General features: G+C 73.8%; 15 protein-coding genes. 2 read left to right on the top strand and 13 right to left on the bottom strand.

Annotation, left to right across the window (positions count from 1 at the left end; translation table 11 throughout):
- Positions 1–28: 28 nt before the first annotated feature.
- The 11 genes from ABZ318_RS18365 to ABZ318_RS18315 all read right to left on the bottom strand — a co-directional run bounded on the left by ABZ318_RS18365 (position 29) and on the right by ABZ318_RS18315 (position 11,930).
- Positions 29–1,408, bottom strand: a complete 1,380-nt coding sequence (locus tag ABZ318_RS18365; protein ID WP_356903498.1) for an MBL fold metallo-hydrolase — start codon at positions 1,406–1,408, stop codon at positions 29–31.
- Between the two features lie 270 nt (positions 1,409–1,678).
- On the bottom strand, positions 1,679–2,863 hold the full coding sequence (locus ABZ318_RS18360; protein ID WP_356903497.1) for an ATP-grasp domain-containing protein: 1,185 nt from the start codon (positions 2,861–2,863) through the stop codon (positions 1,679–1,681).
- A 90-nt stretch (positions 2,864–2,953) separates the two neighbouring features.
- On the bottom strand, positions 2,954–3,637 hold the full coding sequence (locus ABZ318_RS18355) for an HAD family hydrolase (RefSeq protein ID WP_356903496.1): 684 nt from the start codon (positions 3,635–3,637) through the stop codon (positions 2,954–2,956).
- Positions 3,624–4,835: an MFS transporter gene (locus ABZ318_RS18350; RefSeq protein WP_356903495.1), complete on the bottom strand. Its 1,212-nt coding sequence runs from the start codon at positions 4,833–4,835 to the stop codon at positions 3,624–3,626. The genes ABZ318_RS18355 and ABZ318_RS18350 overlap by 14 nt, the downstream gene beginning before the upstream one ends.
- Positions 4,832–5,266: a hypothetical protein gene (locus ABZ318_RS18345; protein WP_356903494.1), complete on the bottom strand. Its 435-nt coding sequence runs from the start codon at positions 5,264–5,266 to the stop codon at positions 4,832–4,834. Before ABZ318_RS18345 ends, ABZ318_RS18350 begins: the two co-directional genes overlap by 4 nt.
- A 77-nt stretch (positions 5,267–5,343) precedes the next feature.
- On the bottom strand, positions 5,344–6,144 hold the full coding sequence (locus ABZ318_RS18340) for a fumarylacetoacetate hydrolase family protein (RefSeq protein ID WP_356903493.1): 801 nt from the start codon (positions 6,142–6,144) through the stop codon (positions 5,344–5,346).
- Complete coding sequence (locus ABZ318_RS18335) at positions 6,084–7,370, bottom strand: DUF1015 domain-containing protein (protein WP_356903492.1); 1,287 nt, start codon at positions 7,368–7,370, stop codon at positions 6,084–6,086. Before ABZ318_RS18335 ends, ABZ318_RS18340 begins: the two co-directional genes overlap by 61 nt.
- Positions 7,367–8,629, bottom strand: a complete 1,263-nt coding sequence (locus tag ABZ318_RS18330) for an ATP-grasp domain-containing protein (RefSeq protein WP_356903491.1) — start codon at positions 8,627–8,629, stop codon at positions 7,367–7,369. The genes ABZ318_RS18335 and ABZ318_RS18330 overlap by 4 nt, the downstream gene beginning before the upstream one ends.
- A gap of 6 nt (positions 8,630–8,635) precedes the next feature.
- Complete coding sequence (locus ABZ318_RS18325; protein WP_356903490.1) at positions 8,636–10,300, bottom strand: thiamine pyrophosphate-binding protein; 1,665 nt, start codon at positions 10,298–10,300, stop codon at positions 8,636–8,638.
- Between the two features lie 17 nt (positions 10,301–10,317).
- Positions 10,318–11,562: a pyridoxal-phosphate dependent enzyme gene (locus ABZ318_RS18320; RefSeq protein WP_356903489.1), complete on the bottom strand. Its 1,245-nt coding sequence runs from the start codon at positions 11,560–11,562 to the stop codon at positions 10,318–10,320.
- Positions 11,563–11,738: 176 nt separating this feature from the next.
- Positions 11,739–11,930, bottom strand: a complete 192-nt coding sequence (locus tag ABZ318_RS18315; RefSeq protein WP_356903488.1) for a hypothetical protein — start codon at positions 11,928–11,930, stop codon at positions 11,739–11,741.
- Positions 11,931–12,206: 276 nt separating this feature from the next.
- Between ABZ318_RS18315 and ABZ318_RS18310 the strand changes: the two genes are divergently transcribed.
- Positions 12,207–13,274 (top strand): hypothetical protein, encoded by a 1,068-nt coding sequence (locus tag ABZ318_RS18310; RefSeq protein ID WP_356903487.1) that lies wholly within the window; start codon positions 12,207–12,209, stop codon positions 13,272–13,274.
- A gap of 98 nt (positions 13,275–13,372) precedes the next feature.
- On the opposite strand, the gene ABZ318_RS18305 is transcribed toward ABZ318_RS18310, so the two are convergent.
- Positions 13,373–14,716, bottom strand: coding sequence for a diacylglycerol kinase family protein (locus ABZ318_RS18305; RefSeq protein WP_356903486.1), 1,344 nt, complete (start codon positions 14,714–14,716; stop codon positions 13,373–13,375).
- Positions 14,717–14,946: 230 nt separating this feature from the next.
- Complete coding sequence (locus ABZ318_RS18300; RefSeq protein WP_356903485.1) at positions 14,947–15,687, bottom strand: class I SAM-dependent methyltransferase; 741 nt, start codon at positions 15,685–15,687, stop codon at positions 14,947–14,949.
- 266 nt (positions 15,688–15,953) lie between these two features.
- Here ABZ318_RS18300 and ABZ318_RS18295 point away from each other — a divergent pair, with 266 nt between their 5' ends.
- Positions 15,954–17,858, top strand: coding sequence for a sigma-70 family RNA polymerase sigma factor (locus ABZ318_RS18295; protein ID WP_356903484.1), 1,905 nt, complete (start codon positions 15,954–15,956; stop codon positions 17,856–17,858).
- Positions 17,859–17,954 lie beyond the last annotated feature (96 nt).

Genomic DNA, 17,954 nt, shown 5'->3' with positions numbered 1-17,954 from the left:
CGATGACGCACCCGCCACGGGGAGGTCTTCACGGGCGGGTGCCTTCCGGGCCCCGGACGAGCTCCTGGCCGTGGGCGGCGGCGTAGTCGGCCGGTCCGCCGTCGAGGACGGCGACGTCGGTGCGGCCTGCGCGTTCGAGGAGGCCGGCGGCGGTCATGGCGCGCTCGCCGTGGGCGCAGGCCACGAGCGCGCCTTCCGGGACGTCGGCGGCGGCACGGTCGAGGTCGCCGAGTTCGACGTGGATCGCGCCGGGGACGTGGCCGGCGGTGAACTCCGACGCCTGGCGCACGTCGAGGTACGGCCGCCCGCCCGCCCGGTCGGCGGTGACGAAGGCCGTGGTCGCCTGCTCGTTGCCGTCGGCGAGCCAGGCGGGCATGCCTCCGGCGAGGCGGCCGGCGAGGCGCTCGTACCCGATCTTGTACGCCTGCCCGACGATCTCGCTCAGGTCCTGTCCCTCGCCCGTGACGAAGACGAGCGGGACGGTGTCCGGCAGGAGCCAGCCGAGCCAGGTGGCGAACCGGTCTCGCAGCGGGTCGGAGAGGGAGCCTTGGATGTGGCCGGTGGCGTAGTCGGCGACCGGGCGTACGTCGACGACACGACCGCCGTCCGCCGCGAGGGCGCGGACCTGCTCGGCGGAGAGTTCCGGCAGGAGCGGGGTGCCGGTCAGGACGGCGGGGCCGCGCCGGTTGGCCTCGGCGAGCCGGTCGAAGTAGGCGGGGTACGTGCCGAGGCCCGCGACCAGCTGCCGTACGAAGGCGTCCTCGTCGGGGGCGGCGAGCAGCGGGTTCGCCCGCTTCTGGGCGCCGATGGTGGAGGTGCGCTCGTTGCCGGGCGGGGCGGAGCAGAAGGAGCCGGCGCCGTGCGTGGGCCAGACGGCGGTCCCGTCCGGCAGCTCGGTCAGCCGGCGCAGCGAGTGGTACTGGGCACGGGCCAGCTCCTCCGTACGGTCGGCGCCGAGGAGGTCGGTGCGGGCGGCGGAGTCCACGATCAGCGAGCCGCCCGTGAACACGCCGAGCTCCCGGCCGCCGTCGAGGAGCAGGAAGGACAGGTGCTCGGCGGTGTGTCCGGGGGTGGCCAGGGCCCGCAACGTCAGGCCGCCGAGGTCGACCTCGTCGCCGTCCGCGAGGCCCTGGTGGTCGAAGGCGCGGTGACCGGCGGCGGAGGCCAGTACGGCGGCGCCGTGGTCGTGACGGAGCTGGAGGGCGCCGGAGAGGAAGTCCGCGTGCAGGTGCGTGTCGGCCGCGTACGCCACGGTCAGGCCGCGCCGTTCGGCGGCGGCGTCGAGGGTGCGCAGGTCACGGCAGGCGTCGACGGCCAGGGCGCGGCCGTCGCCCAGGTCCACGAGATAGGCGCTGTTGCCGAGCCCGGGGTCGAGCAGCGGGATCAGGTGATCGTCGGCGAAACCCATCGTGCTGTCCTTTCCGCGGGGGCGCGCCGGGCGGGGAGCGCCCCCGCGGGGCTTCCACTCCAGCAATCCACGGATATGCGGAGGAAGCAATGCGGGAGGCCGCCGGGAGCGCCGGCGGCCGTGCGGGTCGGAAAGCCGGAGAGGCCGTCGCGCGGCGCGTTCACCCGTCCGACGGGACGACTGCGGCGAGGTCCCCACGCGGGGGGCGCACCGGTCCGGCACGGCGGAGAGCCGCGTTCCCGGTGTCCGCGCGGGCGGCCCGGCCGGGGGCTACTCCGGGAACAGTCGTTCCAGGGTCCGGGCGAGCGCCCGGTCGGCGGCCTTGTCCGCCTCGTCGGGCGTGTCGGCGACGCAGATCAGATAGCCGAGGCGGTCGTGCGAGGACCGCATCGGGCGGACGGGCGTCCCGGGGGCGGGAAGGGACAGGCGCAGTCGCACCAGCTCGGGTGTCTCCGCGCCCGGGTCGAGGTCCGTCGGAGCCTCCGGGGCGGTCGTCTCGCGCGGCGCCTGGACGAAGCGGATCGCGGCGGCGCGAGCGGCGTGCGGGGCGGGTACGGACGCCGCGCCGATCGCGTCGAGGAGGGACTCGCGCATCAGGTCGCGGCCGGTGGCGAGCTGGACCAGTTCCCAGATGCGGTCACCGCCGAGCCGCCGGTTGATCTCGATGACCGCCGGGCCGCCCGCGGTGAGCATGACCTCCACGTGGGAGGGGCCGTCCAGGTGGCCGACGGACGTGAGGGCGAGGGCGGCCTCGTCCGCCACGGCCGTCCGCTCGGCGGCGGTGAGCCGGGCCGGGACCACATGGCCCGTCTCCACGAAGTGGGGGGCTCCGGTGGTGTGCTTCTCGGTCACGGCCACGACCTCGTGGGCGCCCGCCACCGAGCGGACCTCCACGCTGAACTCCCGGCCCGAGAGCATCTCCTCCGCCAGGAGGGCACCTTGGTCGGCGGCCGCAGCGTGGGCCCAGGCCGCCGCCAGGTCGCCCGGCTCCTTCAGGGCGTGGACGCCGGCGCTGCCCGCACCGGACGCGGGTTTCACCACCACCGGGAGGCCCACCTCCCGGACGAACCCCGCAAGCTCCTCGGGGTCGGCGCAGACCCTGTGCCGGACGGTGCGGCAGCCGCCCGCCGCCAGCAGGTCGCGTACGGCCGCCTTGTCGTGGCCGAGGCTCGTGGTGGGTCCCGGGACGCAGGGGATGCCGAGGCCCTCGGCGATCACGGCGACGGCGGGCAGCGACAGCTCGCGGAAGCCGGCCACGGCGTCGAAGGGGTCGGCCGCGTGCAGCTCCACCGCGTGGCGCAGGGCCTCGGCCGTGTCGGTGTAGTCGACGGTCGTCTGCCGCTCCGGCCAGGGGCTGTGGGGTGTCCCCGGCGTCTGCATCAGGGTCACTCGGGCCGGCAGCCCCATCAGGCAGTTGGCCAGCTCGGGCCAGGCGCCGACGAGGAGGAGGTGCATGGTGTGCTCCTGGGAGGAAGGGAGGGAAGGGTGAGGGGCGGGGGCGGTGACGGCCGCGTCACACGAGAGGGCGGAGCGACCGCGGCCGTGTCACACGAGCGCGTCGAGCGTGGTGACCACCGCGATGCCCCGGCCCGGCGCTGCCGGTGCCGGGCCCCGGTGGGGGCGGTGGAGCCAGACCGCGCCGAGGCCGGCTCCGTGGGCGCCGAGCGCGTCGGCGTCCAGGCTGTCGCCGATGTGCACGGTCCTCGCGGCCGGGACGCCCAGTCGGCGACAGGCCAGGGCGAAGGCCTCGCGGCGCGGCTTGGCGATGCCCGTCTCGCCGGAGACCGTCACCGCGTCGAGCCACGGGGTCAGACCCAACTGGTCCATTCTGCGCCGCTGTTGCGGGCCGTCCGAGTTGGACAGCACGCCGATGCGGCGCCCTGACGCGCGGACCCGGGTGAGGAACGGGAGCACGTCGGGGTAGAGCCGGAGCCGGGACTCGACCTCGCGTCTGCGGTGCGCCTCGACGGCGTCGAGCTCCGGCACGTCGGGCACGGGCCGTCCCATCCGGGTGAGTAGGGCGGCCAGCCGTCGGCGCTCCAGCTCCCGGTAGTCGATGGCGCCCGCCGTGAACCGGGGGTAGAGGTGCTCGGTGAGCTCCATCCACTCCGCGAAGTCCGCGTCGGGGCCCAGGACGTGGGCGAGCGCGGACGGGCTCGCCTCGCTGAAGTCGATCAGTGTGTCGTCGATGTCCAGGAGGACGCCCGCGCAGTCCTCAGGCAGTTCCATGGGCGGCTCCCCCGACGCGCATCGACCGGCGCAGCAGCGCGGCCGCGCCCGTCAGGCCGAGGGCCGTGCTGATCAGCCAGAACAGAGTAGTGCCCGAGCCGGGGACATCGAGCAGCCGGCCTGCCAGCACACCGGCGGCGACGCCGCCGACCGCCCAGGCGAAGGTGACGTAGCCGAGGTAGGCGCCGGTCTCGCCGGGCGGCGCCAGCTGTACGGCGACGACGTCCGCGGCGGTGATGAGGGCCAGTTCGCCCACGGTGACCAGGAGCAGCCCCCCGTACAGGCCGGGGCGGCCGGGGACCAGGCACACCAGGCTTCCGGCGGCCATCGTCAGCGACCCGGCGGACAGCACCTTCAGCCGGGCCGCCAGCGACCAGCCGTCGGCGCGGCGGCCGACGACGCCGCCGAAGGCGACCACGACCAGGGCGTTCAGGGCGTTGACCACGGCCACGTCGTAGGCGCTCAGGCCCCGCAGCTCGGCCTCCAGGGGAAGCGCCGAGACCAGCAGGGAGATGCCGAACCAGAGGGGGACGGTGCTGGCGCAGTAGCCCATGAAGGACCGGTGGCGCAGCGGCGCGAGCACGGCCTTGCCGAAGCGCGCGCCCGGGTTGGTCTCGTCGGCGATCCGGCGGGTGACCAGGAACCCGGCCACCGTGCTGATCCCGTACGCGCCGGCCGACAGGGCGAGCGGCAGTGCCGGGTGGCCGGCGCCCGACAGGGCCGCGGCGGCGAGCGGGCCGAACAGCGCGCCCAGGTTGGTCGCGATGTAGAAGCCCGCGAAGGACGAGGCCGCGTTGCCCTGGGCGACGCGGGCGAGCAGCAGTCTGGCTCCGGCGTTGTAGGCGGCCCCGCCGAGGCCGTCGACGACGAGGGCGCCGAGCCACAGCGGGAAGCTGGTGCCGCTCGCGAGGAGCCCGTACGCGATCGTCTCGGCGCACAGGCCGCCGACCAGCATCGGCCGGGCGCCCCACCGGTCGCAGGCGATGCCGAGCGGGATGCTGAAGGCGCGCCGGAACAGGGCGTGCGTGGCGACGAGCAGTCCCACGTCGGCGGCGCTCATCGTGCCGCTGCGCAGCGCGATCACGCCGAGCATCGGGATGCTGAGGTAGAAACCGAGGCTGGTGACCACCCGGGTCGCCGAGATCGTGAGGACGGCCCGCCGCACCGGCACGGCGGGAGCGGCGGCAGTGGCGGTCACGGGGTGTGGTCCTTTTTGTCCGCCCCCGCCGTCATGGTCAGTGGTTCGCCGGGGCGCAGCCCCGCGTCGGCGCCGGTGATCAGCTCGGGCACGGCGACGAGGATGTTGTAGTGGTTGGGCAGGTGGATCTCGTCGAAGCCGTGGATGGTTCCGACGAGGCGGTTGCCCGCGTACAGCTCGTCGCCGACCTCCAGGACGCCGCCCCTGGAGATCTCGGCGAACCCGAGGTACGAGACCTCGTTCATCGGCTCGGCGGGGTCGGTACCGGGGCGGCAGAGGATGAACTCGTGGATCTCCCCGGCCCGCAGGCAGCGGGTGCGCAGGGGGGCCGGCACCAGTGCCCGGTCGTTCCTGCGGTGCTGCATGACGGCCACCCAGTGGGCGGTCACGTCGCTGCGGGCGGAGAAGAGGGTCGAAGTCGTGGGGGGCATGTCAGGTTCCGTTCCTTGCCTTGTCCGTTCTTGCGGGTCGGCCGGGCCCCGTCCGTTCCCGTGGGGCGGCCGGTCGGTCAGCGGATCGCGACCACGCGGTTGGCCAGCCTGCCGACGGATTCGATCTCCACCTCGATCTCGTCGCCGACGCTCAGGCCGCCGGCCCCGACCGGGGTTCCCGTCAGGAGCACGTCGCCGGGGTTCAGCGTCATGGCGGCGGAGACCCGCTCGATCAGTCCGGCGATCTCCAGGAGCATCTGGGAGGTGCGTCCGTGCTGGACGACCACGCCGTTGCGCCGGGCGGTGATGCCCAGGTCGGCGACGTCGATGCCGGTCACGATCCACGGGCCGATCGGGCAGGAGGTGTCGAAGCCCTTGGCCCGGGTCCACTGGCCGTCGCTGCGCTGGGCGTCGCGGGCCGTCACGTCGTTGGCGCAGGTGTATCCGAGCACGTACTCCTGCGCGCGCCCGTGCGGCACACGGCTGCAGGTGCGGCCGATGACCACGGCGAGCTCGGCCTCGAAGCCGATCTCGTCGGAGAACGCGGGCTGCACGATCGGCTCGCCGTGGGCGAGCAGCGAGGTGCTGGGCTTGAGGAAGAGCGGGGAGTCCCCGGGCCCGTCGACGGTGCCCGCGTAGTTGCGGCCGATGCCCACGGCCTTGGCGGAGGCGGGGACGGGCGAGAGCAGGGTCACGGACCGGGCGGGGATCCGGGGGCCGTCCGGCTGCCGGAGCGGCTGCGCCGATCCGTCGAAGGGGTCCTGCTCCAGGAGTACGTACTCGGTGCCGTCCGGGCCGCCGGGACCCGTCGGCGCGGCTACGACGGCCGCGTAGTGCTCGGTGCCGTCGTGATGGACTCGGACTCGCGCCAGTCGCATACCTGTTCCTCGGGATGGTGGGAGGTGCAGTCGGGGTGGTGGGGGGTGGATTCGGGGTGGTGCCGGTGGACCACCAGACCGCTCCACGGCTTGGGGGTGAGCGAGGTCGTCTTGCGGGGCATGAGCAGGCCCCGGGCGGCCCGTTCGCGTACCGCCGAGAAGGCGACCGGCGGCAGGATCAGGGCGGTGCCGGACGTGGCCGCGGCCCGTGCGACGGCCCGGTCCCGGTGGGCTTCGAACTCCACGCCCCGGCCGTCCGGCCGCACCCGCGCGATCAGCCGTTCGGCGAGCCGGTAGGCCGCCAGCGGGTCGCGGACGCGGTCCGGCAGCAGGCCGCGCACGTCGACGGCGTGCTCGGGTCGGGAAGGGAGCGGTGACGCTTCCCCGGCGGCCGCGAGCAGTTCGGCCGCCGGCACGCCGGTCAGCACCCGGTGGATGGCCGACGACGTGAGCGGGTGGCGGCCGACGTCGACCACCATGGCGAGCAGGGTCCGGCCGGGGCCCGTGGGGTCGGTCCGGTACTGCTCCTCGGCGGCGGCCCAACGGTGGTGTCCGTCGGCGATGCAGAGCGACCGGCCCGCCAGGTAGGCGTCCAGCACGCCCAGTCGTACGGGGTCGTCGACCCGCCACAGCCGGATGCGGCACCCTTCGGCCCAGGTCTCGACGAGCGGCCGGCCCGCCGCCACCCGGTCCAGACAGGCCGCGCCGGCCTCGGTGGAAGGGGCGGCGGCGGGGCCCGCGTCGGAGCCGTCGAAGCAGAGCAGCACCGGTTCGAGGTCCGCGCCCGCGGCCCTGCGGCGGCGGGCCTGGGCCCGCACCCGGTGGGGGTCGACCTCCTCGTGCGGGCGGACCTCGGCGGAGCCGGGGTGCGCCAGGTCGAGCACGCCGATCAGGCCCCGCTGCACGCGCGCGTCGCCGGTGCGCTGTTCGACGACGTACAGGCTCGGGTCCGCGTCCTGGCGGAGCACCCCGCGGGCGGTCCATGCGCGCAGCAGCCGCGCGGTGTCGTCGGGGCGTTCGCCGGGGCCCCGTCCTTCGAGGAGGTCGGGCCGGACCAGCCGCAGGAAGGCGTGGGGATGGGCGGCGAGGGCGGTGGCGCGGTCGGCGGTGACGCCGTCGCCGGGCGGGCTGAGGAGTCCGTGCGGGGGGCCGCCGGCCGCCGGACCGTACCGCAGGGCGCGGAACGGTCGCAGCGGCGCGGCGGTGGACCGGGTGCCCGTCCTCACTGCTGGGGCGCCACGTCGATCCGCAGCATGTCGCGCAGCTCGGCGAAGCGGGCGTCGAGGTCGGCCGCGTCGTCCACGGTGAAGACGACGTGGCCGTGCGCCTGCCAGATGTGCGGGGGCACCTGGACGGCGTCGCCGATGCTCTTGTAGAGCTCGACCTCGACCACGCCCTCGGAGGCGCGGACCTCCTCGACCCCGCTGATCGAGGTGATCACGCCGGCCTTCTCGGCGAAGAACATGAAGAAGCCGGTGGGGCGGGCCGGGCCCGGGGGGTCCAGGTTCGGGGTGCGGCCGAGCGAGACGTCGAGGACCGCGTCGACCATGTCCACTCCGGTGCTGGTGAGCACCGAGCGGTAGATGGGGCCGCCGCCGAGCCGGGCGGCGGTCTCCAGGATGACCGGCTCGCCGTCGGCGGTGATGCGGAACTCGGTGTGCGTGGCGCCGGTGTGGATGTTCAGGGCGTCGTGCGCGTTGGCCGTCAGTTCCTTGATGCGGGCCTGGAGTTCGGGGGAGAGCCGGGTGGGGGTGCAGTAGAAGACCTCCTCGAAGAAGGGGCCCTCCATCGGCAGCGGCTTGTCGTGGATGGCGACGACGTGGGTGACGCCGTCCCGCACGATGGACTCGACGCTGATCTCGTCGCCCTGGATGTAGCCCTCCAGGAGCAGCGCGGCGCCGTACTTCTCGCGGTCGGCGCGGTACAGCGGGTCGTAGTCGAAGCCGTCCCAGGAGCCGGAGCGGATCAGCTCGAAGTGCTCGTCGAGCTCGGTCTCGTCGTCGACCCGGCGGACGTACATGCTGCCGCCGCCGATGAGCGGCTTCATGACCAGCGGGTAGCCGATGTCGGTGGCCAGCTTGCGGGCCTCGTCGAGGGTGTGGGCGAGACCGAAGCCGGGGCCGGGGACGTCGCCGTGGCGGGCGAACTCGGTGCGCATCTCGAACTTGTTGCGGGCGATGTGCGCGGTCTTCTCGGAGATGAACGGGACGCCGAGGGCGGCGGCGACCGCGGCCGCGGCGGGCACGCTGTGCTCGACGAAGGCGACGACCGCGTCGATCTTCTCGGTCTCGGAGGCGGCGAGTTCGAGGGCCGCGGCGACGGTGTCCTCGATGCTGCTGGTGTCGGCGGCGACGACCCGGTCGACGAACTCGGGCTCCCAGGTGGGGTTCTTGACGATGAGGAGCAGGCGCTCCCCGTGCAGGCGGGCGCGGGCGAAGTGCCGCTTGCGGCTGGCGTTGCTGGTGTGCAGGATCAGGACGCTCATGTCGGTTCAGTTCCTCTTGAGGGTGAGCAGGAAGTCGGGGGCCATCTCGGTGGCGGGGACGATGCACTCGACGAGCGTGGGCCGGGCCTGGCCGTCGGCCGGGGCGAGGATCTCGTCCCAGGCGCTCTTGAGCGCGTCGGTGTCGGTGACGCGGTGCGAGCGCCATCCGAAGGAGGCGGCGACCGACTGCCAGTCGACGGAGGTGAACGAGGAGCTCACCGGGTCGCCGCCGAGCAGGTCGGTGGCGTGCCGGTCGATGAGGCCGAGGCGCTCGTTGTTCAGCAGGAAGTAGACGATCGGCAGGCCGAGCCGGGCCGCGGTCTCCATCTCGTGCATGGCCATGGACAGTCCGCCGTCGCCGCCGATGGCGACGACCCGGGCGCCGGGGCGGGCGACGGAGGCGCCGATGGCGGCCGGCAGGGCGTAGCCGAGGCTGCCGGTGCCGCGCGGGGTGAGCAGCCTGCGGGTGCCGCCGCGCAGCCGGACGGCGGCGCCGGCCCAGCCGCTGGAGACGCTGGCGTCGGCGACGAGGATGCCGTCCTCGGGCAGCGCGTCGGTGAGCATCCGGCACAGGGTGTCGGTCAGGCCGGTGTCCCAGCGCGGCTCCGCGCGGTGGACGGCCGGCCCCGTGTAGCGGAAGCCGTCCAGCTCCCGCCGGAGCGCCTCGCAGAAGGCGCGGACGTCGGACTGCACGACGATGCCGCCGCGGGCGCCGCGGACCAGCTCGGCCGCGTCGTCGCTGACGTTGACCAGGGTCTGGTGGGGCTCGGGCCAGCTGTAGCCGTCGGAGGACTTGTCGCCGAGCTTACTGCCGAGGACTATCACGCAATCGGCTTCGTGCACGTAGCGGTTGGCGACTTCGAGTCCCTTGGCGCCGGTGACGCCGAGCGAGTGGACGTCGTCCTCGTCGACCGCGCCCTTGCCGTTGAGCGTGGTGGCCACGGGCAGTCCGGTCTCCCGGGACAGGGCACGCAGCTCCTCGACGGCGCCGGAGAGGTGGACGCCGCCGCCGGCGACCACGACGGTCTGGCGGGCGCTGCGCACGGCGTCGGCCGCGGCGGTGACGAGCGCGGGGTCGGGGTAGGCCCGTACCTGCGGGTAGGCGCAGCCCCAGGACGCGGACGCCGGGCTCGGACCGCCGTGGACGGGCAGGTCGAGGCTGTCGGCGGGGAATTCCAGGAGTACGGGTCCGGTGCGGGGGGTCGCGGCCGCGGACAGCGCGCCGGCCACCTCCTCGCGGGTGCGCTCGGCGCCGGCCAGCCGGACGGTCTTCTTGGTGACGGGGCCGAACAGCGCCTGCTGGTCGACCTCGCCGGTGGCCCAGCGGTCCTCCTTGCGCCGCGCCATGCCGCTGGCCAGGAAGACCAGGGGGGTGGAGCTGTTGCGCGCCTCCAGGAGGGCGGGGGTGGTCCAGGGCGATCCGATGCCGCCGGGCGCGTCGCACACGCCGACCCGACCCGAGATCCGGGCGTAGGCCTCGGCCATGTAGCCGGCGCAGCGCGGGCAGCGGGCCAGCACGTGGTCGACCTCGGGGCGCTGCTGGAGGGCGACGTAGAGCGGGAGGGAGGTCTCGCCGGGGAAGCCGAAGACGTGCTGGACGCCGGCGCGGGCGAGTTCGTCGACGGCGGCTTCGGCGACGGTCGGCGCCGTCGGGGCGGGGGTCGCGGTCACGGGGGTGGAGGGCAGGCTCACAGGTCGGCCTCGGCGATCTCGAAGTCGATGACCCGCGAGGGGGACGGGAGGTGCGGGCGCACCCCGCCGGTCAGGTTGACCAGGACGTTGGCGTCGGAGGGCACCCGGCCGTCGGCGACGGCCGCGATCACTCCGGCGAAGGCGGCGGCCGCGGCGTGGCAGACCTCGATGCCCTCGACGGTGCGCAGCAGGTCCTTGGCGTGCTCGATCTCCTCGGTGGTCACGGCCCGGATGTCACCGCCCGACTCCTTCGCCACATCGCGGATGTAGGGGTAGCTGGGGGTGGGGTTGCCGCGCAGGATGGCGTACGCCGGTCCCTTGGGGTTCCTGACGATGTGCCGGTCCTGGATGGTCTCGGAGTCCTCGGCGTACGCGTGGACCATGGGGGCGCAGCTGGCCTGCTGCACGGCGACGAAGCGGGGCAGCTTGGAGAGCCGGCCGAGCCTGAGGTACTCGAGGGCGCCCTTGTACGCGCCGAGCAGGCCCATGCCGCTGCTGACCGCCTGGAAGACGTAGTCCGGGGTGGCCGGCATGGCGTCGAAGGCCTCCAGGTAGGCCAGCTTGAGGCCCTCGCGCCGGGAGAGGCTGAAGAAGCCGCCCTCGGAGAAGAGGCCGTTCTCCTCGGCGTAGCGCTGGGCGGCGTTGCCCGCGGTGGCGAACTCGCCGTCGATGGCGTACGTCTTGACCCGCGGGTGGTCGCCGTAGTTGAGGCGGTGCACGAACGCCCGGCCGGCGAAGATGTGGGCCTCGAAGCCGGGCACGATCTGGACGGCGCGGCCGTAGGAGGTCGAGCTGTTTCCCGTCGAGGCGAGGGCGAGCTTCCTGATTCCGAGCTCCCCGAACCGCGAAATGCCCATGGAGGCGATGCGGTCCTTGGTCGAGCGGGTCGGATTGAAGGACTCGTCCTTCAGGAAGAGGCCGGGAAGGCCTATCTCCGCACCGAGCTTGTGCGACTGAATGCAGGGCGAGTTTCCGTCGCCCAGCCACACGACATTCTTCGGGTCCCGCACCGGAATGAGCGGGAAATAGCGCAGGAGCGGATTGGGAGAATCCTCCCACTCGGCCTGTGCGGCGTAATCGAGGTCGTAGATGGCGTCCATGGCCCCGGAGCACTCGGGGCAACGGTTGAGCGTCGGATCGTCGCTCTCCTTCCCACAGCGAATGCAGCAGTGGTGGATGACCTTCTCGCTCGATCCACGCGCGTAACTGTCGATAAGTTCCGCGTACTTGACGAACGGCATGACGGACCCCTTGGGCGTCGATGGAGTACTGGGGGCGGGCCGGCCTGCGGCCCGGCGCGGACGTCCGCGCCGGGTCCCCGAAGTGGCAGGCGACAGAAGGCCGATGGGGCGATCGCGCGGGCCCCCGGGCGGTTACGGCACACCGTCCGGGAGGCCCGTTCGCGCGATGCCGGAACTCAGTGCCAGATGATGTCGGGCTGCGGGCCGACCGCGGGCTGTGTCGTGCCCGCGATCGTCACGGCCGACCGTACGGCGGCCGTCGAACGGGCCGGGAACTCGTCCTGGGCGGCTTGGGTGATCCCCACGGAAACCGCTGCGGAAAAACCGATGACAACAAGGGATCGCGTGAATGTTTCCACGAACTGCACGTCATTCTCCTGAGGTGCCCCTGCCAGGTCACGGCAGGGCGCTCGATGTTCTGCCGGGGTGCGGCGGGAGTAATCCTGCGGCCGCGAGTAGGCTGCGCACCAGATACCGCCGGTGTCATCAAGTTGCAGGCAGGAACCTCCCACCCGGACAGGAACGAACAAGTGGGCAAGAATCGGACAGAACGCACTGACCACGAAGTGGCGGAGCGCTTTCCTGCCGATAAACCGGAGGGATTCATTCCAGCAATCCCTCAACACCCTGTTGAAATACGTCAGGTGGGCCCCCTGTCCGATACCCTCCCCGAGCTCACCGAGATCCACCAGCTGCTTTACGAGCGGGTTCTGCGCAACGGCCAGGCACATGTCGCGGCGCTCACGGCGGAGACCGGCCTGGACGGGGCCGAGGTCGCCGCCGGGGTGAGCGACCTGCTCCGGATGCACCTGCTCCGGCTCTCCCCGCAGGACGGCGCGCTGATACCCAGCAGCCCCGAGGTGGCCGCGGCCCATCTGACCGGCCCCATCGAGGCACAGGTGCAGCTCCACCGGCGATCCATCGAGCAGATCCGCTCCCATCTGCTCACCCTCAACCCCACCTACATCGAGGCCCGGCACGTCGACCGGGGCGGCACCTCGGTCGACGTGCTCACCGGACTGCCCGCCGTCCAGGCCGAGTTGGGCCGGCTCACCTCCGGCTGCCGCACCGAGGTGTTCGCCGCCCATCCGGTGCTGCCGCCCCCCGAAGCGCTGGACGAGGGCCTCCAGCGGACCCTGGACGTCATCGAGCGGGGCGTACGCGTCCGCACCCTCTACCCGCACGCGGTCCTCGCCCACCCGTACATCCAGGCGCACTTCGCGAAGATGACGGACCACGGATCGCAACTGCGCACCAGCGACCAGGTCGCCGAGCGCATCATCGTCTTCGACCGCGAGGTCGCCGTCCTGCCGGACCGCGTCCGGCCCTCCGGGGGCGTGGGCGCGGTGGTCGTGCGCGAGCCCGCCGTGGTCGACTACCTCTACCGCTCGCTCGACAGCCTGTGGAGCACCGCCACCCCGTTCTGCGCGGCGCCCAACGGCTTCGGCTACGGCCAGGCCAACGGCGACCTCCGCCGTGCCATCGTCGAACTCCTCGCGCTCGGCCACAAGGACGAGGGCGTGGCCCGCCGCCTGAGCATGTCCGTACGGGCCTGCCGCCGCCACATCGCCGCGATCATGGAATCGCTCGGCGCCGAGAGCCGCTTCCAGGCCGGCTACCAGGCGGCCGTCCGGGGCCTGCTCGGCCCGTCCGGACCGGACCGGGCGCGCCCGCCGGAGGAGCCGGTGGCCGGTCCTTCGGGCGCCGCGTGAACCGGCGGGCCGACGGGACCGTCAGACGCCGCCCAGGACGGAGACCGGGCCGGCCGTCGTGACGGTGCCGAAGACGAACGCGATGCACGCGTCCGCCGTCACGGCGATGCTTCGGCGGGCCGCTCCGCGCGGCCGAACGCGAGGTCCAGGACCCGGCGCCACCTCACGGGCGGCACCGGCGCGGGGACGCCCGGGCGGTCGCGCGGTACGAGGACCCGCAGGGCACCGGGCCGCAGCGTGCAGACGACCGGGGTGGGCATCCGCAGCGCCTCGCCGTCGACCGCCACGGGGATCTCCTCCGTGTCGGAGGTCACCTCGACGCGGTGGGCGGTCAGGACGGTCAGCGCCGCGGACTGCGAGCCCCGGACGGCCAGGTCGGCGGCCTGCGCCGCGTCCATGACCTTGATGCCGAGGACCCCCAGCTCGCCGTCGTCGAGGCTGGGCCGGCGGCCGCCGCCACTGATCTCGTCGGGCGAGACGTACGGGTTGTTGCTGACGAGGAGGGCCTGCTGGGACGAGAACACCGTGCCGTCGACGCGTGCGTCGAGCCGTCGCACGCCCTCGCCGAGCAGCAGGTCCGGCATGAGGGAGAGTGCCGTGCCCGCCTTGTCGTCGCGGTACTCCGGGTGCTGCACGACATCGGCGTACACCCCGAAGGACACCGTGTTCACGAAGGCCCGCCCGGCGACGTCGCCGAGGTCGATCCGCAGCTCCTCGCCGTCGGTCAGCGCGTCGAGGCAGCGGGACGGATCGGAGCGGTCGAGGCCCAGGTCCATGGCGAAGTGGTTGCGGGTGCCCGCCGAGACCACGAGGAACGGCAGGTCGTGCTCGGCGGCGACCGCCGCGACCAGGGCCTGCGTGCCGTCGCCGCCCGCGACGCCGAGCAGGTCCGCGCCCTCGGCCACGGCCTCGCGGGCCAGCGCGGCGACGTCGGCCGGGGCGGACGGATCGAGCAGGACGACCCGCGCGCCGAGCGCCTCCGCCCGCTCCACCAGGTGGAAGCGGCCGACCTTCCCTCCCCCGGACTTCGGGTTCATGATCAGGACCGGTCGCTTCGGCGGGGGCGCCGGGACCGCCCGCATCGACCGCTTCGGTCGCGATCTGCGCAGCGCCGCCCGCGCGCAGGCCAGGGCCGCGCCCCAGCACAGGCACAGGATCAGCGCCGTCAGCCACAGGCCGTCGTACGCGAAGAGGACCAGGACGCCCACGGGCGCGGCGATCGCGAGGAGCGCCCCGAGCAGGCGCACGACGCCGCGGCGCGACACGAACCACCAGACGCCGACGGCGCAGAGGACGAGGCCGAGGAACCCGGCCCCGACCACTTTGAGACCGCCGTCCCCGATCGCGAGCAGGAGCACGACCAGCGAACCGACGGCCGCGAGCAGGGCCAGGCGCGCAAGGAGTCGCGCGGCCGGGTTTCCTGCGGGTCCTGACCCTTCCATGCCGTCCTCTCCCCTGCCGTGCCCGACCGCGGGACCGGGCGATCGCGGGACCGGACGATCGCGGGGGCCCGTGTCCGGTCCGGGACACCAGCCTGCCCGTTCCCGGTCCCGAGGGCATCCGGGTGCGGGCCGTTCGAGCTCCTCGGGGCCGTCCCGGGTCGGCGGCGCGGGTCGGGCGGACGGCCGACGGCCCCGGGGCCCGCTGCGAGGAGCGGGCCCCGGAGCGGTCGTCAGGCGCGGCAGCGCAGGAGTTCGAAGGGCGGGTTGGCGAGGCAGTCCGCCCAGAAGTCCGCGCCGAACTCACGGACACCGTCCTCGGAGATCTCCAGCGGGACCCAGGACAGCTCGCTGAAACCGGCCGCCCGCAGAGACCCCTCGTACACCTCGCGGCGCGGGCAGGCGCCGACGAACGAGATCGGCGGGTCGAGCAGCGCCGTGATCCGGACGCGCGGGCCGGTCTCGATCTCCTCGCCGGTCGCCTCGCAGAGGAAGCCGTACTTGGCGAGGGACGGCCCGTCGAAGCGGTAGTCGGGCTTCTGCGCGAGCACGAAGAACTCGCCCCCGGGCTCCAGGCTCCGGTGCACATGGCGGCACATGCGCTCCATGGCGGCGACGTCCGGCGCGTAGTTGAGCAGCTGGACCCCCAGCGCGATGTCGAAGCGCCGGCCGAGGTCGCGCAGCTCGGACACGTCGCCCACCTCGTAGCGCACGCCCAGCGGATCGCTCTCCTCGAAGGCCCGCGCGGCGTCGACCATCGCGCCGGAGATGTCGACGCCGAGCACCTCGGAGGCGCCTCGCCGCTTGAACTCCCTGCTGTAGAAGCCGGTGCCGGAGGCGAGGTCGAGGACCGACCTGCCCCGTACGTCACCGACCAGGCCCAGGAAGCTGGGCACCTCCCCGTACCGCGTCAGCGGCAGGGACTTGAAGCCCTCGAACGCCTCGCCGATCCCGTCGTACAGCTGCACGCTCATCGCGCTGTCCTCCCCAGTGCTTGGTCACGTCCCTGGTGATCAGTCATGCCTCGGCAGTCTTGCCGGACCGCGACGGCGGCCCGTACTGGCAGATCCCACGAAGTCCCGGACATCGCGCTGGCCTCCCGTACGGGAGCGCGCACGGTCCCGGGGGGCGTCGAGGATTCCGGAAGTCCTCCGCCGATTCCTGTTATCGGGCCGCCTCCCCGTGATCTCCCAGATGTTGGCCGTCGACGACAGCGGGAACAGGCAGGGTGATTCGGAGCATGGGCGCACAGCACGGTACGGAACTGGTCAGGGCGGCACAGAGCGGAGACCCGCGGGCGCAGGACCGGCTCATCGCCCTCCACCTGCCCCTGGTCTACAACATCGTGGGCCGGGCGATGAACGGTCACCACGACGTCGACGACGTCGTGCAGGAGACGATGCTGCGGGCACTCGCCGGGCTCGGCGACCTGAGGTCCCCGGACAGCTTCAGGTCCTGGCTGGTCGCCATCACCATGAACGGCGTCCGCAGCCACTGGCACCGGCAGCAGCAGGCCGGCCTGCCGGCGGGCGGCCTCGACGACGCCCGCGAGCTCGCGCAGCCGGGGGCCGATTTCGTGGAGCTGGCCGTGGTCCGGCTGAACCTTTCCGGCCAGCGGCGCGAGACCGCCGAGGCGACCCGCTGGATGGAGCCGGAGGACCGGGACCTGCTGTCCCTGTGGTGGCTGGAATGTGCCGGAGAGCTGAGCCGCCACGAGGTGGCCGCCGCGCTCGGGCTGTCCCCGCAGCACACCGCGGTGCGGGTCCAGCGGATGAAGGAACGCCTGGAGACCGCGCGGGTCGTCGTACGGGCCCTGTCGCAGAACCCGCCGTGCGCGACGCTGCGGTACGAGATCGACACCTGGGACGGCCGGCCGTCGGCCCTCTGGCGCAAACGCATCGCCCGGCACGCCCGCGCGTGTGCGTACTGCGCCGGGCTGTGGAGCGGCCTCGTACCGGCGGAGGGGCTGCTCGCCGGGCTGCTCCTGGTGCCCCCGGCCGCGATGCTCCTCGCGGGCGTCCGCGAGCGGGCGGGCTTCGAGACCGCCGCCGCGGCCTCCTGGTCGGCCGACCCGCTCGCCACGCCGGACCCGGGCCCGTTCGCCACGCCGGACGCCGGTCCGCTCGCCGCTCCGGCCTCGGGCCCGTTCGCCACGCCGGACGCGGCCCCGTTCGCCACGCCCGACGCCGGTCCGCTCGCCTCGCCGTCGCACGGTTCCGGGGCCGGAACGGGAGCCGGAGCCGGAGCCGGGACAGGAGCCGGAGCTGGAACGGGAGCCGGGGCCGGGGTCGGGGTCGGGCCCCGTGGAGGGGCCGCGGGGCGCGGCCCCCGGAGCGGCCGCGCCGCCCGCCGTCGGCGCCGGCAGCAGCGGGGCCGCAGGCGCGCCGTGATCGCGGCGGGCATAGCCGTGGTGGCGGTCACCGGCGGCGCCTTCACCCTGACCACCGGCTCGGACGAGGGTACGGAGACCAGGGACACGACCCTCGCCGCGACGACCGACGCCGGCCTGCCCACCTCGCGGGAGTCGACCACCGCCCCGGCGGCCGCCTCCTCCTCGGCCACCTCTTCCCCGTCGGCCTCGAAGACCCCCCGTACGACCCCGAGGCCCCCGCGCCCCACGCCGGCCGCCTCCCGCACCTCGCCGCCGGCGCCGCCCCGGCCGACGCGTACGACCGCGCCCGCGACCACATCCGCGCCCCGCCCCACCGGCACGCACACGACATCCGGCTCCGGCTCCGGCTCGGGTTCCGGTTCCGGTTCCGGTTCCGGTTCCACCGAGGAGCAGGTGATCGATCTGGTCAACGCGGAACGCGCCAAGGCGGGCTGCGGGCCGCTGACCGAGCACCCCCTGCTGACCAAGGCCGCCCAGGGGCATTCCGACGACATGGCGGCGCGGGACTTCTTCGACCACACCAACCCCGACGGCGACGGCCCCGGCGAGCGCATCACCGCGGCCGGATACGCGTGGTCGTCGTACGGCGAGAACATCGCGAAGGGCCAGACCACCGCGGCGCAGGTGATGGACTCCTGGATGAACAGCCCCGGTCACCGGGCGAACATCCTGAACTGCGGCTTCAAGGAGATCGGCATCGGTCTCCACACCTCCGGGGGCCCCTACTGGACGCAGGCCTTCGGCAGTCGCTGAGGCCTGCGATCGCGCGTGGATGGTGGAGGGCCTCTCCGACACGGGGAAGGGCAGGCCCTCCCGGCCCGTGAGGTGCCGCGCGGGGGCGGAGCCCGA

Origin of the sequence: Streptomyces sp. NPDC006197 (genome assembly GCF_040613865.1) — a bacterium.
Lineage (GTDB): Bacteria > Actinomycetota > Actinomycetes > Streptomycetales > Streptomycetaceae > Streptomyces.
Note: the sequence above shows the minus strand (reverse complement) of the source record. Positions and strands in the feature narration are given on the sequence as shown.